Raw genomic sequence first — 23,447 nt, forward strand, 5'->3', positions numbered from 1 at the left:
GACCGGACGTTACGACACACCCCCGTCCCCGGCACGCGCGGAGAGGGACTCAGCCCATGAACTTCTTGAACTCGTCGGGCAGTTCGAAGTCCTGCGGGGCCTGCTGTCCGGGCACCCCGAAGGCGCCGCCGCCCTGGGGCCCCGCGGCCTTGCGCGCGGCCTCCTCGGCCTCCTGCTGCTTGCGCTTCATCGGGTTACCGGAGCGCTGCTTGCCCTTGGCCTTCTTCGGCTGCTTCTTGGAGCGGCCGGGACCGCCGCCCATGCCCGGGATCCCGGGCATCCCCGGCATGCCGCCGCCCTGAGCCATGCGGGACATCATCTTGCGGGCCTCGAAGAACCGCTCGACGAGGCTCTTGACCGCGCTGACCTCGACACCGGAACCCTTGGCGATACGGGCGCGGCGCGAGCCGTTGATGATCGTCGGCTCCTGGCGCTCGGCCGGGGTCATCGACTTGATGATCGCGGCGGTGCGGTCGACGTCCCGCTCGTCCAGGTTGTTGATCTGGTCCTTGATCTGGCCCATGCCCGGGAGCATGCCGAGCAGCTTGGAGATGCTGCCCATCTTGCGGACCTGCTCCATCTGGGCCAGGAAGTCGTCCAGGGTGAAGTCCTGGCCCTTCTTGGACGCCAGCTTGGAGGCCATCTTCTCGGCCTCTTCCTGACTGAACGTCTTCTCCGCCTGCTCGATCAGGGTGAGCAGGTCACCCATGTCGAGGATGCGGGAGGCCATCCGGTCGGGGTGGAAGGCGTCGAAGTCCTCCAGCTTCTCGCCGTTGGAGGCGAACATGATCGGCTTGCCGGTGATCTGCCGGATCGACAGGGCGGCACCACCGCGGGCGTCGCCGTCGAGCTTGGAGAGCACCACGCCGTCGAAGCCGACGCCGTCGCGGAAGGCCTCGGCGGTGTTGACGGCGTCCTGGCCGATCATCGCGTCGACGACGAAGAGGATCTCGTCGGGGCTGACGGCGTCGCGGATGTCCGCGGCCTGCCGCATCAGCTCGGCGTCGATACCGAGACGGCCGGCGGTGTCCACGATCACGATGTCGTGGACCTTCGCCTTGGCGTGCTCGATGGAGTCCTTGGCGACCTTGACCGGGTCACCGACGCCGTTGCCCGGCTCGGGGGCGTAGACGGCGACTCCGGCGCGCTCGGCGACGACGCTCAACTGGTTGACGGCGTTGGGGCGCTGGAGGTCGGCGGCGACGAGCAGCGGCGAGTGGCCCTGCTCCTTCAGCCAGCGGCCGAGCTTGCCCGCGAGGGTGGTCTTACCGGCACCCTGGAGACCCGCCAGCATGATCACGGTGGGCGGGTTCTTGGCGAACCTGAGGCGCCGGGTCTCGCCGCCGAGGATCGTGACGAGTTCCTCGTTCACGATCTTCAGGACCTGCTGGGCGGGGTTCAGCGCCCGGGAGACATCGGCACCGAGGGCGCGCTCCTTGACGTTCTTGATGAACGACCGGACGACCGGCAGGGCCACGTCCGCCTCGAGAAGCGCGATACGGATCTCACGCGCGGTGGCGTCGATGTCCGCCTCGGAGAGCCGTCCCTTGCCGCGCAGGTTCTTGAAAGTCGCTGAGAGGCGATCGGAAAGAGTATCGAACACGGCGCTCGCGGTCCTCGGGGTCGGTGGCTGCTGGGAATCGCCCTCCAGGGTATCCCGGCGGCACGCGTAGCCGGGATCCCCCGGTCAGCCCCGCAGGGTCTCCTCCAGCTTCCGGGCCACGGAAGCCGCTTCTCCGGCCCCGAGCGGGGCGCCCTTGCCGTCGGTGACGTAGAAGGCGTCCACCGCGTTGGCGCCCAGCGTCGACACGTGGGCGCTGCGCATCCGCACCCCGGCGTCCTCCAGGGCCCGCCCGATGCGGAACAGCAGTCCGGGGGCGTCCTGGGCGCGCACCTCGATCACCGTGGCGTGCCGGGAGGCGGCCGGGGCGACCGTCACGCGCGCGGGGGGCGCGACCACCCCCCGACGCCTCGGGTAGGCGGCGTCCCGCTCGGCGAGGCGCCCGGCGACGTCCAGCGAGCCGTCCAGGGCCCGTACGAGATCGGCGCGCAGCCGGGCCGCCTGGGGCAGCGAGCCGTACTGGGCGGCGACCCGCCAGTTCAGCAGGAGGACGGAGCCCTCGACGCCGTCGGGCAGGTCCTGGGCGCTCAGCTCGGCGGTGCGGACGGTGAGCCGGTGCATGGCCAGCACGCCGGCGACCGCGGGCAGCACACCGGGCTGGTCCGGCACGGCGATCACGAGCTCGACGCCGAGCGGTTCCGGGTCGTCCGAGGGCTCGGCGTCCACGGGCGGCTCGGTCTGGGCGCGCAGGGACAGTACCGGGCCGCCGGTCGCGACCGCCTCGATGGCGAGCCGTTCCTGCTCGGCGGTGGGCGCGGCCGCCTCGGGCTCGTCGAGGTCGTCCCCGGCGAGCACCGCGGCCACCCGCTTGACCAGGTCGGCGACGAGCGAGCCCCGCCAGGACGACCAGGCGGCCGGTCCGGTGGCGAGGGCGTCGGCCTCGGTCAGCGCGTGCAGCAGCTCCAGCGTGCCCTGCGACCCGACCGCCTCGGCGACGGACTGCACGGTGGCGGGATCCTCCAGGTCGCGCCGGGTCGCGGTGTCCACGAGCAGCAGGTGGTGCCGTACGAGTGCCGAGAGGACGGCGACGTCGTCGCGGTCGAAGCCGATGCGCGCGGCGACGTCCTTCGCGATGATCTCGCCGGCCACGGAGTGGTCGCCGGGCCACCCCTTGCCGATGTCGTGCAGCAGTGCGGCGACGAGCAGCAGGTCGGGGCGGTGGACGCGCCGGGTGAACTCCGAGGCGCGGACGGCCGTCTCGATCAGGTGCCGGTCGACGGTCCAGATGTGCACGGCGTTGCGCTGCGGGCGGCAGCGGACCCGCTCCCAGTCGGGCAGCAGGCGGGTGATCAGGCCCTCGGCCTCCAGCGCCTCCCAGACGTCGACGGTCGGGCGGCCGGAGCCGAGCAGGGTGACCAGTTGTTCGCGGGCCTCGGCGGGCCAGGGCGTGGGCAGCGGGCGCGCGCCCACCGCCATGCGCCGCACGGCGTGCAGGGAGAGCGGGAGTCCGGCCTGGGCGGCGGCGGCCGCGGCCCGCAGCGGGAGCACGGGGTCCCGGTCGGGGCGGGCGGCACGGGCGAGGACCACCTCGCCGTCCTGTTCGACGACCCCCTCCGCCAGGGGTGACCTCTCGGCGACCGGCTTGCCGCCGCCGAGCATGGCGCGCAGCCGTGGCCGCACGGCACGCGACTTGAGCACGCGTCCCACCTCGCGCCAGGTGACGTCACTGGCGTACGAGACGACCCGGGCGGCCTCGTAGACCTGGCGCAGCAGGGTGTCGGCGTCCAGGAGGCCGAGTTCGGCGGCGACCTGGTCCTGTTCCTGGAGCGCGAGCCGGTCGGTGGCGCGGCCGGTCGCCAGGTGCAGGGCGTCCCGGACGTCGAGCAGCCGGCGCCGGGCGTCGTCGAGGCCCTCGCGCGGGGCGTCGGCCAGCCAGGAGGCGGCGACGGCACGCAGGGCGGTGGCGTCCCGGAGTCCGCCGCGGGCCTCTTTGAGGTCGGGTTCGAGGAGGTACTGGAGTTCGCCCTGGCGCTCGGCGCGCTCGGCGCACAGTTCCTGGAGCTCGGGCAGGCGCTTGGGGGCCTGGTTGCGCCAGTCGGCGAGGACCGCCGTCCGCAGGCCCGCCGTCAGCCCCAGGTCACCGGCGAGGTGACGGGCGTCCAGGAGGCCGAGCTGGACCTTCAGGTCCTCCCCGGCCGTCTTGCGGGCCTCCGCGGGCGTGCGCACGGAGTGGTCGAGGGCGAGGCCCAGGTCCCACACGGGGTACCAGATGCGGTCGGCCAGGGCGGCGACCGCGCCCGGGTCGCTGCCGTCGTGCAACAGCACCAGGTCCAGGTCGCTGCGGGGCGACAGCTCGCCGCGGCCGTAGCCGCCGACGGCGATCAGGGACACCCCGCGCACCTGCTCGGCGCCCGCGGCGAACAGGCCCGAGAGCCAGTCGTCGGTCAGGTCGGCGAGGGCGGAACGGCGCGGCGGCCCGGACCGCGCCCCCTCGGAGAGGAGGCGCAGCCGGGCCGCCGCGTAGCCGCTGGGTCCCGAGTCCTCTGCATCCTTGCGCACGTTCGTGCTCGTCACCCAGCAGCTCCTGTTCTGTTCTCCGGTCAGAGCGCGTCCGGGCCGCGCTCGCCCGTCCGGACCCGTACGGCGGTCTCGACCGGCAGGGACCAGACCTTGCCGTCACCGATCTTGCCGGTACGGGCCGCCTTGACGATGACGTCGATCAGTTGCTCGGCGTCGTCGTCCTCGACGAGGACCTCGATGCGGATCTTCGGCACCAGGTCCACGGTGTACTCGGCACCGCGGTAGACCTCGGTGTGGCCCCGCTGACGACCGTAACCGCTCGCCTCGGTGACCGTCAGGCCGTGCACCCCGAACGCCTGGAGGGCTTCCTTGATCTCGTCGAGCCGGTGCGGCTTGACGACGGCGGTGATGAGCTTCATGCGTCCACCTTCTTGCCCGCGTCGGCGACAGCGGCCGTGACGGAGGTCCGGGCGGCGCCGCCACCGGCACCGCTGAAGTCGTATGCGGTCTCGGCGTGCTCGGCCTGGTCGATGCCCGAGATCTCCTCGTCCTCGTCGACCCGCATCCCGATCGTCTTGTCGAGCAGGAAGGCGAGGATCGCGGAGGCGATCAGGGAGTAGGCGAGGACCGCGAAGACACCGGCGCACTGCTTCCAGAGCTGGTCCGCGTTGCCGCCGTAGAAGAGGCCCTTGACGTCCGACTGGCCGGTGCCGCTGGCGAAGAAGCCGATCAGCAGGGAGCCGGCGATACCGCCGACCATGTGGACGCCGACGACGTCGAGCGAGTCGTCGTAGCCGAACTTGTACTTGAGGCCGACCGCCATGGCGCACAGGACACCGGCGATGGCGCCGACGCAGATCGCGCCGACCGGGGTGACCGCACCGCCGGAGGGGGTGATGGCGACCAGACCGGCGACCGCGCCGGAGGCGGCGCCCAGCGTGGTGAACGCGCCGTGGCGGATCTTCTCGTAGCCGAGCCAGGCGAGCATCGCGGCGGCGGTGGCGATCTGCGTGTTGACGAACATCAGGGAGCCGACGCCGTCGTCGTTGCCGAGCCACGAGCCGGCGTTGAAGCCGAACCAGCCGAACCACAGGAGACCGGCGCCGAGCATGACCAGCGGGAGGCTGTGCGGGCGCATGGGGTCCCGCTTGAAGCCGACGCGCTTGCCGATGACCAGGATCACGCCGAGCGCCGCGGCACCCGCGTTGATGTGGACCGCGGTACCACCGGCGAAGTCGATCACACCGAGCTCGAAGGCCCAGCCGCCGGTGCCCCACACCCAGTGGGCGACCGGGAAGTAGACGACCGTGGCCCACAGCGCGACGAAGAGCGCCCAGGCGGAGAACTTCACGCGATCGGCGATCGCACCGCTTATCAGGGCGGGCGTGATGATCGCGAACATCATCTGGAAGACGGCGAAGGCGAGGACCGGGATCGTGTATCCGGACCAGATGTCGCCCTTGTCGATGCCGGTCCATCCGAAGAAGTCGGATTCCCAGCCGATGAGCGAGCCGTGGTCCGTACCGAACGCCATGGAGAAGCCGTACAGCACCCACAGGATGGTGACGATACCCATGCTGATGAAGCTCATCATCAGCATGTTGAGGGTGCTTTTGACGCGGACCATGCCTCCGTAGAAGAAGGCGAGGCCGGGGGTCATGATCAGCACCAGGGCGGAACAGATCAACATGAAGCCTGTGTTGGCCACAGACAGCTTGTCTGCGGCGAGCGTGATGGCTGGTGCCATCGGCGTCTCCTCGTCGTAGGTACGGCCCCGTGCGGGCGAAGCCAGAGCGGATTGAGGGGTGGGCCGGTTATGCGCCATGAGATTGGCGCAGCGCGGTTTCGGTGGAAGCCCCTCGTTGTTTCGCCGCCGTGACGAAGACGCCGTGCGTGTTACGCGTCGATGAACTGGCAGATTCGGGCCGCGCCGATCGTTATGGTGGCGCAACCTTCTCAGAAGGAGAGAACCGGCCGCGGTCGGCCTTCCGATGACCTGGCATGGGGGAGCCGAGTCGGGCAGTTCGGGAGGGCCGGCCGCGGCCGGGGTTCAGGGGATTCAGACGGCTTCCGCGGTCTCCGGGAGTTCCACGGCGAGCTTGTCGGTGAGATCCACGACCTCGGCGAGATCACCGAAATCGCGTACGGCCGTGTCGACCGTCTTTCGAATACGAGTGTTGACGCGCTCGGAGCGGACCTTCTTGGCGATGTGCATGGCCTGTTCCACCAGGACGGTGCTCTGCTCGGGCTCACGCCGCAGCAGGTGCACGGTGGCCATGCCGACGAGGTTGAGCGCGTACGACCGCTGGTGCTCGCCGTCGTCGGAGAACAGCTCCACCGCCCGCTGCATGAGGGGCTCGGCCAGGGAGGCGTAGGTGGGGCTGCGGCCGGCGACGTAGGCGAGGTCGCGGTAGGAGTGGGAGTTCTCGCCGTACAGCTCGGCCTCGGAGAAGAAGCGGATCCAGTCGGGGTCCGGCTCGTCCCACTCGTCGGCGTCGGCGAAGGTGTCCTCGGCCATCCGGACGGCCCGCTTGCACTTGCCGGGCTGGCCCATGTTGGCGTACGCGCGGGCCTCCATCGCATACAGCATCGACTGGGTGCGCGGGCTCGCGCAGTCCCGGCTGCCGTACTGCGCGAGGTGGATCAGCTCCAGGGCGTCCTCGGGCCGTCCCAGGTGGATCATCTGGCGGCTCATGCTGGACAGGACGTAGGAGCCGAGCGGCTTGTCGCCGGCCTCCTTGGCGGCGTGCAGGGCGAGCACGAAGTACTTCTGGGCGGTGGGCTGGAGCCCCACGTCGTACGACATCCAGCCCGCGAGCTCGGCCAGTTCGGCGGCGACCTTGAACAGCTTGCGGGTGGTGGTCTCGGGCTGCGGTTCCTGGAGGAGGTCCGTCACCTCGTGCAGTTGCCCGACGACGGCCTTGCGGCGCAGGCCGCCGCCGCACTGGGCGTCCCACTGGCGGAACATCACGGTCGTCGACTCGAGGAGGTCGAGCTCGGGCTTGGAGAGCCGGCCGACGCGGCGCGAGGCGGCCGGGTCGGGCTCCCGGTGCGGGGTGGCGGCGGGCCCGGGGACCAGCCAGCGCTGCATGGGCTCGATGAGGGACGGGCCCGCGGACAGGGCCAGCGAGGTCCCGAGGAAGCCGCGCCGCGCCAGCATGAGGTCGCTGCGCGAGAACTCGCTGAGCAGGGCCACGGTCTGCGGGCCCGTCCAGGGCAGGTCGACCCCGGTCGTGGACGGCGACTGGCGGGCGGTGCGCAGTCCGAGGTCCTCGACGGAGACGACGCATCCGAACCGCTCGGAGAACAGCTCGGACAGGATCCTGGGGATGGGCTCGCGGGGGTTCTCGCCGTCCAGCCAGCGGCGCACCCGCGAGGTGTCGGTGGAGATGTGGTTGGCCCCCAACTGCCGGGCCCTGCGGTTGACCTGACGGGCGAGCTCGCCCTTCGACCAGCCGCTGCGCACGAACCAGGAGGTGAGCAGCTCGTTGGGGCGTTTGTCGGCCGGGGAGGAGCTCTGCGCGGCACTCCCGGTGCCCGTCCCGCTTCCGCTGTTGCCGCCCACTGGAACGCCCCCATCCCTGAGACCACTTGTCGCCGAGTGCGCCAAGCCTTATCAGAATGCCGGTAAATACCGCCGTTCGTCCGGCAGTTGTCAGCCTTCGAACGGGGAACCGACTTGCCTCCGGCATACCCACAAGTGCATGTGCCCCCAGGACTCGTGCACTCAAAGTAATCCTACGATCACGCGTCCAGCCATGGCGATCCCGGAAACGCCACCATTCGCCACCCCTTCGAATGAACTCACCACCGCCTCCACACGATTCACTTGACATAGACCGAGCGGGGTGGGCGGAGCGGTGCACTCAGGGGCGCACGAGCCCCGGCACACGACCCCGGACGCTTCCGGGCGCCACCATCGCCCGGAAGGGGAAACGGAGAGTGACCGGCCGGGTCCGCCGCGTAACCACCGGCGCGCTGGACCCGTTGGAGGGGGCATGGGCTTCACGATCGGCGGCATTCGGGAGATCCGTTCCGGTACGCGCAGGCGCGGCCGCACCTCGGAGTGCACCGCCGTCGCCGAGTTCACCGGACTCTGGGGCTGGGACGTCGTCCCGGGCGCGCGGGCCTCGGCCGGCGCCTGCTCCTGCGGCCGTGCCGACTGCCCCCGACCCGGCGCCCACCCCCTCGACTTCGCGTCCGCGGTTCCGGCCGGGGCCACGCTCGACGACGTGACCAAGGCGTGGTCCGAGTTCCCCGGCGCCGCGGTGATGCTGCCGGTCGGCCGCGCCTTCGACGTCATCGAGGTCGCCGAGCCCGCCGGGCGGCGCGCCCTGGTCCGCCTTGAGCGCATGGGCCTGCCCCTCGGCCCGGTGACCGCGACCCCGGAGGGCCGCGCCCAGTTCTTCGTCGCCCCCGGCGCCGCGGTCGACCTGGCCGAACTCCTCTACCGCATGGGCTGGGACGACGCCGCCTCCCTGGACCTGCGTGGCCTGGGCGCCGGCGCGCACATCACGGCCCCGCCGTCGGACCGGGGCGGCCTGGGCCCGGTGCGGTGGCTGCGGCCGCCCTCCCTGGACACGGCGACGAAGCCGCCGGCGGCCCGCCTGCTGCTGGGGACGCTGGCGTACGTGGCGCACCGGTCGCGCGCATAGCCGTACACAGCGAAGCGCCCGCTCCCGACTGCACCTCGGGGGCGGGCGCTTCTTCGCGTGCGCTGACGGCGGCGACCGGTGGACTAGTCCCCGATCAGGGCGTCCACGAACGCCTCCGGCTCGAACGGCGCCAGGTCGTCGGCGCCCTCGCCGAGACCGATCAGCTTGACCGGTACGCCCAGTTCACGCTGGACCGCGACCACGATGCCGCCCTTGGCCGTGCCGTCCAGCTTGGTCAGGACGATGCCGGTGATGTCGACGACCTCGGCGAAGACGCGGGCCTGCACCAGGCCGTTCTGCCCGGTCGTGGCGTCCAGCACGAGGAGCACCTCGTCGAGCGGGGCGTGCTTCTCGACGACCCGCTTGACCTTGCCGAGCTCGTCCATGAGGCCGGTCTTGGTGTGCAGACGGCCGGCGGTGTCGATGAGGACCACGTCGACCCCCATCTCCTTGCCCTCCTTCACCGCGTCGAAGGCGACGGAGGCGGGGTCGCCGGCCTCGGGCCCGCGCACGGTGTGGGCGCCCACCCGCTCGCCCCAGGTCTGGAGCTGGTCGGCGGCGGCGGCCCGGAAGGTGTCGGCGGCGCCCAGGACGACGGTCCGCCCGTCGGCCACGAGCACGCGCGCGAGCTTGCCGGTGGTGGTGGTCTTGCCGGTGCCGTTGACCCCGACGACCATCACGATGCCGGGCTTGCGGTCGTCCGGCTCGGTGCGCACCGTGCGGTCGACCTCGGTGCCGACCAGCTTGAGCAGTTCCTCGCGCAGCAGCCCGCGCAGTTCGTCGGGGGTCCGGGTGCCGAGCACCTTCACCCGCTCGCGCAGGCCGTCGACCAGTTCCTGGGTGGGTGCGACGCCGACGTCGGCGGTGAGGAGGATGTCCTCGATCTCCTCCCAGGTGTCGTCGTCGAGGTGCTCGCGCGACAGGAGCGTGAGCAGCCCCTTGCCGAGGGCGTTCTGCGAGCGGGAGAGCCGGGTGCGCAGCCGGACCAGGCGGCCGGCGGTGGGTTCCGGGATCTCGATCCCGGCCGCCGCCGGGAGCTCTTCGGTGACGGGCGGCGCGGAGCCGTCCGGGAGATCCACCTCCTCAATGGTCCGGCGCGCTTCGTCGCGCGGCGTCTCGGCCTCGTCGCCGACGTGCGGCTCGGCCGGAGGGGCGGTGATGTCGGGCGCGGCGGGGGGCGGCGGGGGCAGCGGCTTCTTGCGCCGGCTGCCGACCACGAGCCCGCCGAGCACACCGAGCACGACCACGGCGATGACTACAGCAAGGATGACGGTTTCCATAACCCGTCCAGTATCCATCCCGCCCTCCCGGGCGCGACCGCGCCGCCGCACCGGGAGAACCGATCCGCTTCACGCCCTTTTCGGCGCATGCGCCGCACTGGCCGGGAATGCGGGTGGCCGACGTCACGCACCTCCTCCGCCCGGGTGTGCCGCCCCATGGAAATCTGACGCGGTGTCAGCTACCGTCCCCGCCACCACCCGCCCGGTGAAGGGGGACCCCCATGCCCGTCACGGTCGTGCGTTTCAACCTCGTCGAGCCCGGTGCGACGCCCGCCTCGCTCGGCGCCCGCTACCGGGCCGCCCTGGACATGGCCGCGTACGCCGACGAGCACGGGATCACCACCGTGCAGACCGAGGAGCACCACGGCGTCGACAACAACTGGCTGCCCTCGCCGTTCGCCTTCGCGGGCGCGGTGTTCGGCGCGACGCGCAGGATCGCGGTGACCGTCTCCGCCGTGATCGGCCCGCTGCACGACCCGCTCCGCCTGGCCGAGGAGATCGCCGTACTGGACCTGCTGAGCGGAGGCAGGCTGGTGACGGTCGCGGGGATCGGCTACCGGCCCGAGGAGTACGCCCTGTTCGACGTGGAGTGGCGGCGCCGGGGCCGGATCCAGGACGAGCTCCTGGAGACCCTCCTCAAGGCCTGGACCGGCGAGGAGTTCGAGTACCGAGGTCGTACGGTACGGATCACCCCGCGCCCGCTGACCGACCCGCACCCCCTCCTCCTGGTCGGCGGCTCCTCCAAGGCCGCCGCCCGCCGGGCCGCCCGCCTGGGCCTGCCCTTCTTCCCCAGCGCGCACCTGCCGGAACTGGAGGCCTACTACAAGGAGCGGCTGGTGGAGTACGGCACCGAGGGCTGGACCATGATGCCGACGGCCGAGACACCACTGCTGCACATCGCCGAGGACCCGGACCGCACCTGGGCGGCGTACGGCGACCACTTCCTGCACGAGGCCCGGACGTACGCCTCCTGGCAGTCCGGCGACATCCGCTCCGCGGTCCGCTCGGCGGCCACCTCGGTGGACGAACTGCGCGCGGAGGGCGTGTACCGGATCCTCACGCCCGAGCAGTGCGTGGAGCTGGGCCTCGACAACCTCGTCCTGCATCCGCTGGCGGGCGGGATGCCGGTGGAGGAGGGCTGGCGGAGCCTGCGACTGTTCGCGGAACGGGTACTTCCGGCGTTGGACGGCTGAGCCGGGCCCATGAGTCTGCCGGTGGAGGTCTGCGTCCGCGAGCCGGACGGCAGTCTGCGAATCCTCGACGTGCCCGACGACGTGGACCGGTCCGGCGGGTTCGAGTCGTGGCGTACGACGGCGCAGGAATCGGAGTTCGTACGCTCGCTCGGCGCGCGCTCCCTGCCCGTGCTCGCTCAGGAGGACCTGTATGTCGAGGCCGAGCTCCGGCGCGAGGTGGCGCTGCTGCGCCGGATCATCGGGGAGAGCTGCCGCGAGGCCCTGGAGATCGGCGGTGGCGTCCTCGTCCGGTGACCCCGCACACGGCTCCGCCGTCCCCGGCCGGGCGGTTGCCCGGCCGGGGACGGCGGAAGGTTCGGGGAGAAGGGCAGCGGGGTGTTGGCCCCTCCCCCCGGGCTCGTGGGCGGGCCGTCAGCCCATGTCCTCCAGCTTCTTGCCCTTCGTCTCCTTGACGTACCGGAGGACGAACGGGATGGAGAGCGCGGCGAAGACCGTGTAGATCACGTAGGTCGCGGAGAGGTTCCAGTCGGCCAGCGACGGGAAGCTCGCGGTGATGGCCCAGTTGGCGATCCACTGCGCGGACGCGGCTACACCGAGCGCGGCGGCGCGGATCCGGTTCGGGAACATCTCGCCGAGGAAGACCCAGACGACCACACCCCAGGACAGGGCGAAGAAGAGGACGAACACGTGGGCGGCGATCAGGGCGGTCCAGCCCTGCGCGGCCGGCAGCTTGCCGTCGACGAGGTCGAAGGAGAACGCCCAGGCCTCCAGCGCCAGACCGACCACCATGCCAACCGAGCCGATCAGGGCGAGCGGGCGGCGGCCGACGCGGTCCACGAAGATCATCGCGATCACGGTGCCGACGATGTTGATGATCGACGTCGTGAAGGAGTAGAAGAACGAGTCCGTCGGGTCGACACCGACCGACTGCCACAGCGTCGAGGAGTAGTAGAACGCGACGTTGATGCCGACGAACTGCTGGAAGACCGAGAGGCCGATGCCGACCCAGACGATCGGCTTGAAGAAGAAGGAGCCGCCGAGCAGGTCCTTGAAGGTCGACTTGTGCTCGCTCTTCATGGCCTGCTCGATCTCGGCCACGCGGGCGTCCAGATCGATCTTGTCGCCCTCGACCTCGGCGAGGATCTCCCGGGCCCGCTCGTGCTTGCCGACGGAGATCAGGAAGCGCGGGGACTCGGGGATGGCGAAGGAGAGCAGACCGTAGAGGACGGCCGGGATCACCATGACGCCGAGCATGACCTGCCAGGCTTCCAGGCCCATCAGCTTGCCGCGCTGGTCGCCGCCGGCGGCGTTCAGCAGGCCCCAGTTGACGAGCTGCGAGATGGCGATGCCGATGACGATCGCGGCCTGCTGAAAGGAGCCGAGCCGGCCCCGGTAGGCCGGCGGGGCGACCTCGGCGATGTAGGCGGGGCCGATGACCGAGGCCATGCCGATGGCGAAGCCGCCGACGATCCGCCAGAACGCCAGGTCGTACAGCGCGAAGGGCAGTGCCGAACCGACCGCGCTGACCGTGAAGAGGACGGCCGAGATCTGCATGCAGCGGATGCGGCCGATACGGTCCGCGATGCGTCCGGCGGTCGCCGCGCCGATCGCACAGCCGATCAGGGCGATGGCGATGACCTGCGCCAGGGCCGCGGAGCCGATGTCGTAGCGGCCCCGGATGGCCTCGACCGCGCCGTTGATCACGGAGCTGTCGTAACCGAAGAGGAAACCGCCCATCGCGGCCGCCGCCGCGATGAAGATGACATGCCCGAGATGATCGGGGTGAGCCCGCCCGGCTCCTGACGTCTGCGCCTGCGCTGTGCTGGTCACGTTCAACTCCTAAGGCCATCGGCAACGCTGCCTGAAGGCAAGAACAACGATGCAGACCCTATGCCTTCAAGTTCCGAAAGCAACAGCTAGAGCCGTGTGAGAAAACAGGCACTGTTGAGGACATTGAGTTCAAGGAATGAACAAAGTGAAACGGGGTAGCCGGGTGGACTAGCGCAGCCGCTGGCTGATCACCTTGGAGACGCCGTCGCCCTGCATGGACACGCCGTACAGCGCGTCGGCGACCTCCATCGTGCGCTTCTGGTGCGTGATCACGATGAGCTGCGAGGCCTCTTGCAGCTCCTGCATGATGCGGATCAGCCGCTGGAGGTTGGTGTCGTCGAGGGCGGCCTCGACCTCGTCCATCACGTAGAACGGGCTGGGCCGCGCCTTGAAGATCGACACCAGCAACGCTACGGCCGTGAGCGACCGCTCGCCACCGGAGAGCAGGCTGAGCCGCTTGACCTTCTTGCCCGGCGGCCGCGCCTCGACGTCCACACCGGTGGTGAGCATGTTGTCGGGGTCGGTGAGGATCAGCCGCCCCTCGCCGCCCGGGAAGAGCCGGCTGAAGACGCCCTCGAACTCCCGGGCGGTGTCCCGGTAGGCCTCGGTGAAGACCTGCTCCACCCGCTCGTCGACCTCCCTGACCACCTGGAGCAGGTCGGCGCGGGTCTTCTTCAGGTCCTCGAGCTGCTCGCTGAGGAACTTGTGCCGCTCCTCCAGCGCCGCGAACTCCTCCAGCGCGAGCGGATTGACCTTGCCGAGCTGCTGGTAGGCCCGCTCCGCCGACCTGAGCCGCTTCTCCTGCTCGGCGCGGTGGAACTGCTTCGGCTGGTTGCGCGGATGCTCCGGGTCCTCGGGCAGCTCCTCGCCCTCGGCCGGCGGGGAGGGGGGCACGAGCTGGTGGGGGCCGTACTCCTCGACCAGTCCGGCCGGCTCGACGCCGAGCTCCTCCAGCGCCTTGGTCTCCAGTTGCTCGATCCGCATCCGCTTCTCGGCACCGAGCACCTCGCCCCGGTGGACGGAGTCGGTCAGCTTGTCGAGCTCGGCCTTGAGATCGCGGCCGGTGCCCCGCGCGGCGGTCAGCTCCCGTTCCCGCAGCGCCTTGGCGGCCTCGGCGGCGGTGCGCTCGGCGTCCGCGCGCCCGAGGGACACCTCGACGTGGGCGAGCAGTTGCCGCGCTCCGGAGGCGACCGCCTCGGCGACGGCGGCCTCGTGGCGCAGTCGGGCCCGCCGCTGTTCGGCACGCGCGCGTGCCTCCCGTTCCGCGCGGGCGGCCCGGTCGAGGGAGTCGGCACGGCCGGCGAGCCCCTTGACCCGCTCCTCGTGGGTACGGACCTGGAGGCGGGCCTCCATCTCGGTCTGGCGGGCGTTGGCGCCGTCGGCGGCGAGACGGTCCCGCACCGAGGTGTCGGGCTCCTCCTCGACCGGCATCTCCTCGGCGACGGCGAGGCGTTCGGCGAGTTCCTCGACCTCTTCGAGGGCCTTCTCCAGGGCGTCCTGCGCGCGTGCGGCCGCCGCGGTGGAGCGCTCGGCCTCGCCCGCCGCGCCCTTCGCCTGCCCGGCGAGGCGGCCGAGCTGCTGGGCGACGGCCGACTTCTCGCGGTCGGCGGCGCGGCGGCACTCCCCCAGCTCCTCGACCTGCGCGGCCGCCGCCCCGCGCTGCTCGACGGCGGTGTGCTGGGCCTCGGTGAGCTCCTCGCAGCGGACCGCCAGCTCCTCGAGCTCGGCGGCGGCCTCGTCCACGGAGGCCTGCACCTCCAGGAGGCTCGGGGCGCCCGCGGAGCCGCCGTGGGCGAAGTGGGCGCCGAGGAGGTCGCCTTCGGCGGTGACGGCGGTGAGGTGGGGGTGGGCGTAGACGAGGTCCTCGGCGTCCTCGAGGGTGCCGACGACGACGATGCCGTGCAGGAGGCGGCGGACGGCGGGCATGAGGTCCTGCGGGGCCCGGACAAGGTCCGCCGCGTGCTGGTGACCGGTGTCCGCGCGCCCGCCGGGGCCGGTCGCGGGGGGCGCGTCCGCGGGGCCGCCCGCCAGGAGGAGCGACGCTCTTCCCCCGTCCTGCTTGCGCAGCAGGCGGATCGCTTCCGCCGCTGCCGACGGGGACGTCACCGCCAGCGCGTCCGCCGCCGCTCCGAAGGCCGCCGCCAGCGCCACCTCGTGGCCGGGGGCGACCGTCAGGAGTTCCGCCGCCGGGCCCAGCAGACCGGTGAGGCGCTCCTTCGCCCCCAGCAGGGTGCCCGTGCCGTCCTTCCGCCTGAGCCCCATCGCCAACGCCTCGTGGCGGGCCTGGGTCGCCGCGCGCCGGCGTTCCGCCGCCGTGGTCGCCTCCCGGGCCTCGGTCAGGGCGGCCTCCGCCTCCCCCAGCCGCCGCTTCGCCGCCTCGTGCTTCTCGGCGAGTTCCGCGTCGCCCGCGTCGAGGCCGTCGACCTCGGCCTTCAGCGCCTCGTACTCCTCCTGTGCAGCGAAGGCCCGCTCCTGGGCCTCGTCCCGGGCCGCGGCCAAGCGGTCGATCTCGGCCTGCGCGGAGGCGGCACGGGAACGGGCCGCGTTGACCTGGCCGCTGAGCCGGGCGAGCCCTTCCCGGCGGTCGGCAATGGCCCGGGCCACGTCCTTCAGTCGCCGCTCCTCCTGGGCAAGCTCGCGCTCCAGTTCGGCGCGGTGCGCGACCGTGTCCTCCAGAGCCCGCTCGGCGGCCTCCAGGGCTGCCTCCAGCTCGGCCTCCTGCTCGCGGATGCGGGCGGCCTCGCGCTCCATGTCCTCGGGGTCACGGCCCCGCCGTTCCTCGGCCGGCGCCGAGGTGGCGCTCTTCACGCGCGCGTCGGCCAGCGAGATCGTGCCGCGGACCCGCTCGGCGAGCTGGGAGAGTTCGTACCAGGTCTGCTGGGCGCGCTGGAGCCGGGGCGTGAGCTGCCGTACCTCGTCCTCCAGCAGTGCCTCGCGCTGGAGAGCCTTCTTCAGCTCCAGCTCGGCGGCCTCCTTGCGCTCCTTCAGCGCGGCCTCGTCCGCGACCTCGGTCTGCAGCGCCTGCCGCAGTCGTACGAGATCGTCGGCGAGCAGCCGCAGGCGGGCGTCCCGCAGGTCGGCCTGGATGACGGCGGCCCGCCGGGCGACCGCGGCCTGCCGGCCGAGCGGCTTGAGCTGGCGGCGGAGTTCGTCGGTGAGGTCCTGCACGCGCGCGAGGTTGGCCTGCATCGCGTCCAGCTTGCGCAGCGCCTTCTCCTTGCGCTTGCGGTGCTTGAGGACGCCGGCGGCCTCCTCGATGAAGGCGCGGCGGCCGGTCGGATCGGCGTGCAGGACAGAGTCGAGCTGGCCCTGGCCGACGATGACGTGCATCTCGCGGCCGATGCCGGAGTCGGACAGGAGTTCCTGGATGTCCAGGAGACGGCAGGTGTCGCCGTTGATCTGGTACTCGCTGCCGCCGTTGCGGAACATGATCCGCGTGATGGTGACCTCGGCGTACTCGATGGGCAGGGCCCCGTCGGAGTTGTCGATGGTCAGGGACACCTCGGCGCGGCCCAGCGGCGGGCGGCCGGTGGTGCCGGCGAAGATGACGTCCTCCATCTTGCCGCCGCGCAGCGACTTGGCGCCCTGCTCGCCCATGACCCAGCTCAGGGCGTCCACCACATTGGACTTGCCCGAGCCGTTCGGACCGACCACGCACGTGATCCCCGGCTCGAACCGGAGCGTGGTCGCCGAGGCGAACGACTTGAACCCTCGGAGGGTCAGGGCCTTGAGGTGCACGGCGCTGGACTCTACCTTCCGGGGGTGTCTCACTCCATGAACGCGCTGTCGCCCGCGGTTTCACCCTTGAACGTGGAGGGCACACCAAACGTTAAGAGAGTGAAAGGGTGCGGGGGCAAGAAAGAAGGGACGCCGAAGCGTCCCTTGCAAACTCTGACAACTTAGCGGTTGATACAGGCCGCCCGACCACTGCGTGAGCTGTCGTGGAGCGATGCAGTGATCAGGTGAGCGCAGGCTCCGCCTGGTGTGCGTCGATGCTCTCCATGATCCTGTCGTGAGAAGCGGCAGCCGCGAGCGCGTCGTTCTCCGCCTGGATCCGTACGAGCTCGGATTCCAGGTCCTGGACGCGCTGCTGGAGCCGTCGCATCTCGGCGAGGAGTCGAGGGTCCGAGCCGCCGACGTAACCGAGAAGCGCCTTTGCCATGATGGATGGTCCTCCACACTGAGTGACCGACCGATGCGGTGTGGGTCGTGAGGGATTCGCACCCGCGGTGCTTGACACTCTTGAGTTCGTGCTGCCGTTCATCCATGCCAAACAGCTAAGGTGCGCGGGGTGCTTTCAGCGTCTCACCAAAAAGTTTGACGGTCAACACGATCACGCCCCGTATTGGTGGCAACCCGCACCGGCGCGGCCTCAGAACGGCGGCGCTGCGACTCCCTCGGGACCCCGGGGGCGTGACGATCATTCTTAGCCCGGGAGCCTGCCACGGCCCGGGCTTCTTGGCAACCACCAGCGTCTTTCTGCTTCCGGCAGGTGCCCGTGGCATGTCCGCGCGCCCCCACCCGGGCCGCTTCGCAGAAAGCACTCAGCGGATGGCGAAGCCGTCGTAACCCCCGCGGGGTGTGTCCCAGATCTCGGTGACACCGTCGACCCGGCCGGGCGTGTCGTCGCCCAGGAGCCAGTCGAGGAGTCCCTGGCAGCCCTGGCGCGGTCCTTCTGCGACCACTTGCACGCGTCCGTCGTCCAGATTGAGAGCAAAACCACTCAGGCTGCCGATCTCCAGGGCCTTGGCACGCGTGAACCAGCGGAAACCCCCACCTTGGACGCGTCCACGCACCCAGGCGACCAGTCGTACATCCTCGCTCATGGGTGCAACCTAACCGGCCAATGTCTCTCCCGACACTCCTTCATCTGGCGGCATGCGGTACTGTCCGCTGCCAATGAATCTCATACGAAACTCACTCGATGGTGTGGGTTTTGTGACTTTGGTTGACCGGGGGGACGCGTCGACCTCAAGAACAGACGAGGAAGGCAAGGACATGGGACGCCACCGACGCTCCGCCGCCGGCCGCGCCGCCACGGGCCGCGCCACGGGGTTCACACAGACACACAGTTTCTACGGGAGCGCCCACGACCCGCAGGACTCGTACGACTTCACCTCGGCGGCCACCACCACGTTCCCGGGCTCCGAGGCCCCGGACCCCTACGCGCGCAGTGACGCCTACCTGTTCGCGTCGGAGGAGGACTACGCGCTGTACCGGGGCGAGGGCTACACGCCCGCCGACGGTTCGCGCCGCAGCGGCTCGCACCGCCGCCGCAAGAAGAACCTCGTGACGCCGGTGAAGACCGGTCTGCTCGGGGTCTCGGCCGCCGTCGCGATCGGCACGGTCGCGGTCGCCACGGGTGTGGTGCCGGGCCTGGACAACTACCGGATCGGCGGCGGCAGCACCACCGGCGGTGACGTGCAGGCGGCCGGTTCGCCGACCAACTCCCCCGCCGAGCAGGGCGGCACCTCCGGCAGCGCCGACAGCCGCGAGGACGGTTCGTCGACGAGCCGGGACTCCGAGCGCGCCTCCTCGCCCTCCCCGGCCCCCTCGACCTCGGCCTCGACGGCCGCACCGACCGAGAAGCCGACCGAGAAGCCGCAGGCCACGCCGAGCGAGAAGCCGGAGACGCCCTCCTCGCAGAAGGAGCGGGAGCCGGCCAAGAAGGAGACCACAGCGCCGGTGGAGGTCTCCACGGAGGCCGCCGCAGGGGCCGAGGTGCTCCGGCTCGTCAACGTCGAGCGGGCCAAGGTCGGGTGCAGCCCGGTCGCCGCGAACAGCGCGCTGAGCGAGCTCGCCGAGGACTTCAGCAAGGCCATGGCCGCCCAGGGCTTCTTCGATCACACCGACCCGAGCGGCGCCTCCCCGTGGGACCGGGCCGCGAAGGCCGGGATCACCAGCCTCGGCGGCGAGAACATCGCCCGCGGCCAGGCCGACGCGGCCTCGGTCATGGAGGCCTGGATGAACAGCCCCGGCCACAAGGCCAACATCCTGAACTGCGACTTCAAGACGCTGGGCGTCGGTGTGCAGTTCGGTGCCGGCGGCCCCTGGTGGACGCAGGACTTCGGGTACTAGGCACCCGCCGACGACGACCGACAGATCGCACTAACTTCTAGTTAGTGCGATCTGTCGGATAGCGCTGCTTTCCAGTACGCTCGATGCATGGACACCATGCAGCAGCCCCCGGAGGCGCGGGACCTCCCGTACGACGTGTTCGCCAAGGCCTGCCCCTCGCGCGGCACCCTGGAGCACGTGACGGGCCGCTGGGGCGCACTGACCCTGGGCGCCCTGTACGAGGGCTCGCTGCGCTTCAACGAACTGCGCCGCCGGGTCGACGGCGTGAGCGAGAAGATGCTCTCCCAGACCCTCCAGGGGCTGGAGCGCGACGGCCTGGTGCACCGCGAGGCCCAGCCCACCAACCCGCCCCGGGTCGACTACGAACTGACCCCGCTGGGCCACGAGGTCGCCGAGCGCCTGCTGGGCCTCATCCGCTTCGTCGAGGGCCGCATGGACGACGTCCTGGCCGCCCGCGAGCGTTACGACGTGACGCGCGGCGCCCGCTGACACCTCGGGCAGAAGTAGCTCGACCGGTTCATCCAGGGCCGCCGGCGCATCGGCGTACCGCACCGCTTGCAGGGCAGCCCCTCGCGGCCATAGGCGTCGAGGGACCGGTCGAAGTACCCCGACTCACCGTTGACGTTGACGTACAGGCTGTCGAAGCTGGTGCCGCCGACCGCGAGGGCCGCGTTCATCACATCCCTTACGTGGCCCAGGAGTTCGGCCGTGCGCGGGCGCGTGAAAACGGCGGTGGGGCGCTCGTAGTGGATGCGGGAGCGCCAAAGAGCCTCGTCCGCGTAGATGTTGCCGACCCCGCTGATCAACGACTGGTCCAGCAGGGCCCGTTTGATGGTGCTGCGCTTGCGGCGCAGGGCCTGGTGGAAGGCGTCGTCGTCGAACAGCGGGTCGAGGGGATCGCGGGCGATGTGCGCGATGACGTCGGGCAGTCCGTCCGGGGTGTTGTCGTGCAACGACAGCCCGCCGAAGGTGCGTTGATCGACGAAGCGCAGCTCGGTGTCGACGTCGTCCGCGAACCGCACCCGGATCCTGAGGTGCTTCTCGTCGGGCGCCGCGTGCGGCTGCACCAGCAGTTGGCCGCTCATCCCGAGGTGGGCCAGGACCGACTGGTCCGTGTCCTCCAGGGGCAGCCACAGGTACTTCCCACGGCGGCTCGGAGTGCCGACGCGGTGGCCCTTGAGGCGGTGCGCGAAGTCCTCGGCGCCGGCGAGGTGACGGCGGACCGCGCGCGGGTGCAGCACCTCGGCCTCGGCGACCGTACGGTGGGCGACCCACCGCTCAAGACCACGCCGTACGACCTCGACCTCGGGCAACTCGGGCATGGGGCTCCCCCGTCATGGACCGGTGCATGAGCCGAGCGCCCGCCCCGGTGTTCAGGGGCAGGCGCTCGACTGCGCTGTTCTTCCAGACGCGCTGGGTGCTTCCAGGCGTCAGGCGGAGACGGACGACGGACCTTCGTCGTCGTCCTCGGCGGCTTCGACGACTGCTTCCACAGCCTTCGCGGCCGCCGCCTCGGCACGCTCGTCCGCGGCGGCCCGGATGGACCTCCAGGCGGACTCCGCGGCCTGCTGCTCCGCCTCCTTCTTGCTGCGGCCGGTGCCGGTGCCGTACGAGACGCCTCCGACGCGGGCGGCAGCAGTGAAGGTCTTCTCGTGGTCGGGGCCGGTCTCCGTGACCAGGTACTCGGGGACACCGAGTCCTTCGGTCGCGGTGAGCTCCTGGAGACTGGTCTTCCAGTCCAGGCCGGCACCGAGGTTGGAGGACTTCTCGATCAGGGGGTCGAAGAGCCGGTGAACGAGTTCGCTCGCCGCCTCGAGACCCTGGTCGAGATAGACCGCGCCGATCACCGCTTCCAGGGTGTCGGCAAGGATGGACGCCTTGTCCCGGCCGCCCGTGCCCTCTTCACCACGGCCGAGCCGGATGAAGGAACCCAGGTCGAGCCCGCGGCCGACCTCCGCCAACGCACGCGAGTTGACCACCGCGGCCCGCAACTTGGCCAGTTGGCCTTCGGGCAGGTCGGGGTGGGTGGTGTACAGCGTGTCCGTGACCACGAGGCCGAGCACGGAGTCCCCGAGGAACTCCAGCCGCTCGTTGGTCGGCAGACCGCCGTTCTCGTATGCGTAGGACCGGTGGGTCAGCGCACGCACCAGAAGGGCGGACTCGAGCTTGTACCCGAGCCGCCCTTCAAGCAGCGTGTGGGACGAGGCCTGGTTGTCGCCCGCGTTCTTCTTCGGCGTGGACACAGTGCCTCTCACCAGCCGCTCAGACCTCGAGGACCTGGCGCTTGTTGTAGGTGCCACAAGCGGGGCACGCGATGTGCTGCAGCTTGGGCTCGTGGCAGCGCTCGCACGCAACCAGGGTGGGGACCGCAGCCTTCCACTGCGACCGGCGGTGGCGCGTGTTGCTGCGCGACATCTTCCGCTTCGGAACAGCCACGGCTACTTCTCCTGCTTCTCGTTGGCGGGCGCCGATCGAGGCGCTTCGCCACTCATCTCGTCCTTCTCGCCGTCTTCGAGTGAACCGGCGAGTCCCTGCAGTGCCGCCCAACGGATGTCGACGGCGTCATGGTGGTGGTCCGGGTCGTCCGCCAGCCGGGCTCCGCACTCGGAGCACAGGCCGGGGCAGTCGTCCTGGCACACCGGCTGCATCGGCAGTGCGAGCACCACCGCATCACGCAGCACGGGTTCGAGGTCGAACAGGCCGTCCTCGATGAAGAGCCTGTCCTCGTTTTCCGCGGATTCCTCGGCGTCGTCGGCCGGTTCCGCTTTCACGCGGCCACGGTCGTCGGCGTCGGGGTACGAGAACATCTCCTGGAAGTCCGCTTCGAGCGCCAGCTCAAGCGGCTCCAGACACCTTACGCACTCCCCCTCGGCCTGTGCACGGGCGGTGCCTGTGACAAGCACCCCTTCCATGACCGACTCGAGCCGGAGTTCGAGCACGACCGGGGCGCCTTCCGGCACTCCGATCACTCCCTGGATGCCGAGATCCTTGGGAGCGTCGATCTCGCGGGTCAGGCGCTGCAGCGCGCCAGGACGCCGACCCAGCTCGTGTGTGTCGAACACGAGAGGGCTGCGGTGGTCGAGGCGCGCGTTGGGAGCCATTCCTGCTTTCGATCTTCGAGCTCAGAGGGACGCCGCCCTTCGGTGTTCCCGGGCAGCGGTGATCGCGGACGTACACGCGACCGAAGAGCCAGGATACTGGACCTTTCGCTCACGGCCCAATCCGGTGGTCCCTTACTGGCCGCGACCCTGCTCGTACGCCCTCAACTGCTCCGGCGTGATCATGCCGGTGTCGAAGAGGCTGGTCTCGTCCAAGGCGTAGTCCTGCTGCGGCTGGTGGGCCTGCTGCACCTGGTGCTGCTGGTCGTACGCGGCCTGCTGCTGGTCGTAGCCCTGGAAGGGGGCACCTCCCGCCGGAGCGTAGCCGGAGGTGGGGGAATAGGGGTCGGCCTGCTGGTAGCCGTACGGGTCCTGCTGGGCGTAGGGGTCGGGCTGCTGCTGGTAACCGGCGTAGGCGTCGGTCTGCTGCTGGTAGCCGTACGCCGGCTGCTGGGCGTAGTCCGGCTGCTCGGCCGGGACCGGCGCCTGGGCCGCGGCCCGGCTGTCCTGCTCGGCGAGGGCGGCGAGGTCGGCCAGGTAGTCGGCGTCGCTGGAGTGCTGGACGGTGGCGGTGTGGTCGCCGAGGGCGCCGAGGTCGTCGCTGGCGATACGGCCGTGCAGCTTCTGGCGGCCGCGGCCGACGGCCTCCAGGGTCTTGGCGAGGACCGCCTCGAAGGCGCCGAGCTTGGCGTCGACGTAGGAGTCGGCGTCCTTGCGCAGGGTCTCGGGGTCGTGGCTGCGCTCGGGGGCGTCCTCGTCCTCGTAGCCGTTCTCGTCGAGGCCCGGGCCGGTGCCGAGGAGCTTCTCGCGGCCGCGGCCCACCGAGCCGAGGGTCTTGGTGAGGACGACCTCGAAGTTGGCGAGCTTGGAGTCGACGTAGTCGTCGGCCTCCGCGCGGACCTCCTCGGCCTCCTGGCGGGCCTCGTTGAGGATCCGGTCGGCCTCGGCCTGCGAACGGCGGGCGATCTCGGTGTCGGAGATCAGGGAGCCGCGCTCGGCGTGGGCCGTGGAGATGATCCGCTCGGCCTCCTGGCGGGCCTGCTCGACCATCTGCTCACGGTCGCCGATCAGCTCCTGCGCCTGCGCGAGGGAACCGGGCAGGGCCTGGCGCAGCTCTTCGAGCATCGCGAGCAGGTCGGCGCGGTTGACCATCACCGACGCCGACATGGGCATCGACCGGGCGCCGGAGACCGCGGCGACGATCTCGTCGAGCTTCTTCTGCACGTCCACCT

General features: G+C 70.9%; 20 protein-coding genes. 5 read left to right on the plus strand and 15 right to left on the minus strand.

The genetic code is table 11. The features are described from left to right. Window positions 1-49: 49 nt before the first annotated feature. From ffh to nsdA, 5 genes are all read right to left on the minus strand, one after another. Entirely contained in the window at window positions 50-1,603 is a 1,554-nt protein-coding gene (ffh, locus tag ACZ66S_RS33770; RefSeq protein WP_469905373.1) for a signal recognition particle protein, read from the minus strand. A gap of 84 nt (window positions 1,604-1,687) precedes the next feature. Further along, entirely contained in the window at window positions 1,688-4,135 is a 2,448-nt protein-coding gene (locus tag ACZ66S_RS33775) for a [protein-PII] uridylyltransferase (protein WP_469905374.1), read from the minus strand. 26 nt (window positions 4,136-4,161) lie between these two features. Further along, window positions 4,162-4,500 (minus strand): P-II family nitrogen regulator, encoded by a 339-nt coding sequence (locus ACZ66S_RS33780; RefSeq protein ID WP_289940149.1) that lies wholly within the window; start codon window positions 4,498-4,500, stop codon window positions 4,162-4,164. Continuing rightward, window positions 4,497-5,828, minus strand: coding sequence for an ammonium transporter (locus ACZ66S_RS33785; RefSeq protein WP_469905375.1), 1,332 nt, complete (start codon window positions 5,826-5,828; stop codon window positions 4,497-4,499). Before ACZ66S_RS33785 ends, ACZ66S_RS33780 begins: the two co-directional genes overlap by 4 nt. Before the next feature lie 312 nt (window positions 5,829-6,140). Continuing rightward, window positions 6,141-7,646, minus strand: a complete 1,506-nt coding sequence (nsdA, locus tag ACZ66S_RS33790; RefSeq protein WP_469905376.1) for a transcriptional repressor NsdA — start codon at window positions 7,644-7,646, stop codon at window positions 6,141-6,143. 433 nt (window positions 7,647-8,079) lie between these two features. Here nsdA and ACZ66S_RS33795 point away from each other — a divergent pair, with 433 nt between their 5' ends. After that, window positions 8,080-8,736, plus strand: a complete 657-nt coding sequence (locus ACZ66S_RS33795; protein ID WP_469905377.1) for a bifunctional DNA primase/polymerase — start codon at window positions 8,080-8,082, stop codon at window positions 8,734-8,736. An 83-nt stretch (window positions 8,737-8,819) separates the two neighbouring features. Here ACZ66S_RS33795 and ftsY read toward each other — a convergent pair whose 3' ends face one another. Then, window positions 8,820-10,016: a signal recognition particle-docking protein FtsY gene (gene ftsY, locus ACZ66S_RS33800; RefSeq protein ID WP_469905378.1), complete on the minus strand. Its 1,197-nt coding sequence runs from the start codon at window positions 10,014-10,016 to the stop codon at window positions 8,820-8,822. Window positions 10,017-10,237: 221 nt separating this feature from the next. On the opposite strand from ftsY, the gene ACZ66S_RS33805 reads away from it, so the two are divergent. Then, the gene (locus ACZ66S_RS33805; protein ID WP_469905379.1) at window positions 10,238-11,209 is read left to right on the plus strand and encodes an LLM class flavin-dependent oxidoreductase; all 972 of its coding nucleotides are present in this window, start codon (window positions 10,238-10,240) and stop codon (window positions 11,207-11,209) included. A gap of 9 nt (window positions 11,210-11,218) precedes the next feature. Next, complete coding sequence (locus ACZ66S_RS33810; protein ID WP_469905380.1) at window positions 11,219-11,503, plus strand: hypothetical protein; 285 nt, start codon at window positions 11,219-11,221, stop codon at window positions 11,501-11,503. A 117-nt stretch (window positions 11,504-11,620) separates the two neighbouring features. Here the strand turns inward: ACZ66S_RS33810 and ACZ66S_RS33815 are convergent, their stop codons facing one another. From ACZ66S_RS33815 to ACZ66S_RS33830, 4 genes are all read right to left on the minus strand, one after another. After that, complete coding sequence (locus tag ACZ66S_RS33815) at window positions 11,621-13,039, minus strand: sugar porter family MFS transporter (protein WP_469905381.1); 1,419 nt, start codon at window positions 13,037-13,039, stop codon at window positions 11,621-11,623. A 168-nt stretch (window positions 13,040-13,207) separates the two neighbouring features. Beyond that, the gene (smc, locus tag ACZ66S_RS33820; protein ID WP_469905382.1) at window positions 13,208-16,777 is read right to left on the minus strand and encodes a chromosome segregation protein SMC; all 3,570 of its coding nucleotides are present in this window, start codon (window positions 16,775-16,777) and stop codon (window positions 13,208-13,210) included. Window positions 16,778-16,997: 220 nt separating this feature from the next. Next, a complete protein-coding gene (locus ACZ66S_RS33825; protein ID WP_016432419.1) occupies window positions 16,998-17,201 on the minus strand; it encodes a hypothetical protein in 204 nt (67 codons plus the stop codon). Between the two features lie 382 nt (window positions 17,202-17,583). Then, window positions 17,584-17,865, minus strand: coding sequence for an acylphosphatase (locus tag ACZ66S_RS33830; RefSeq protein ID WP_469905383.1), 282 nt, complete (start codon window positions 17,863-17,865; stop codon window positions 17,584-17,586). Between the two features lie 172 nt (window positions 17,866-18,037). On the opposite strand from ACZ66S_RS33830, the gene ACZ66S_RS33835 reads away from it, so the two are divergent. Further along, complete coding sequence (locus tag ACZ66S_RS33835) at window positions 18,038-19,117, plus strand: CAP domain-containing protein (protein ID WP_469905384.1); 1,080 nt, start codon at window positions 18,038-18,040, stop codon at window positions 19,115-19,117. 87 nt (window positions 19,118-19,204) lie between these two features. After that, window positions 19,205-19,606 carry a winged helix-turn-helix transcriptional regulator gene (locus tag ACZ66S_RS33840; RefSeq protein ID WP_469905385.1) on the plus strand — a complete coding sequence of 134 codons (402 nt, stop codon included), beginning with the start codon at window positions 19,205-19,207 and terminating at the stop codon, window positions 19,604-19,606. Here ACZ66S_RS33840 and mutM read toward each other — a convergent pair. The 5 genes from mutM to ACZ66S_RS33865 form a co-directional block, all read right to left on the minus strand. After that, on the minus strand, window positions 19,579-20,439 hold the full coding sequence (gene mutM, locus ACZ66S_RS33845) for a bifunctional DNA-formamidopyrimidine glycosylase/DNA-(apurinic or apyrimidinic site) lyase (protein ID WP_469905386.1): 861 nt from the start codon (window positions 20,437-20,439) through the stop codon (window positions 19,579-19,581). The two genes, ACZ66S_RS33840 and mutM, sit on opposite strands and share 28 nt — an antisense overlap. A gap of 108 nt (window positions 20,440-20,547) precedes the next feature. Further along, window positions 20,548-21,360 carry a ribonuclease III gene (gene rnc / locus ACZ66S_RS33850; protein WP_469905435.1) on the minus strand — a complete coding sequence of 271 codons (813 nt, stop codon included), beginning with the start codon at window positions 21,358-21,360 and terminating at the stop codon, window positions 20,548-20,550. Window positions 21,361-21,379: 19 nt separating this feature from the next. Next, window positions 21,380-21,553: a 50S ribosomal protein L32 gene (gene rpmF / locus ACZ66S_RS33855; protein WP_006139588.1), complete on the minus strand. Its 174-nt coding sequence runs from the start codon at window positions 21,551-21,553 to the stop codon at window positions 21,380-21,382. Between the two features lie 2 nt (window positions 21,554-21,555). Next, window positions 21,556-22,218 carry a YceD family protein gene (locus tag ACZ66S_RS33860; protein WP_469905387.1) on the minus strand — a complete coding sequence of 221 codons (663 nt, stop codon included), beginning with the start codon at window positions 22,216-22,218 and terminating at the stop codon, window positions 21,556-21,558. Between the two features lie 132 nt (window positions 22,219-22,350). Further along, window positions 22,351-23,445, minus strand: coding sequence for an ATP synthase F0 subunit B (locus ACZ66S_RS33865; RefSeq protein WP_469905388.1), 1,095 nt, complete (start codon window positions 23,443-23,445; stop codon window positions 22,351-22,353). Between the last annotated feature and the right edge of the window lie 2 nt (window positions 23,446-23,447).

This window comes from Streptomyces sp. NPDC107471, from assembly GCF_055582845.1.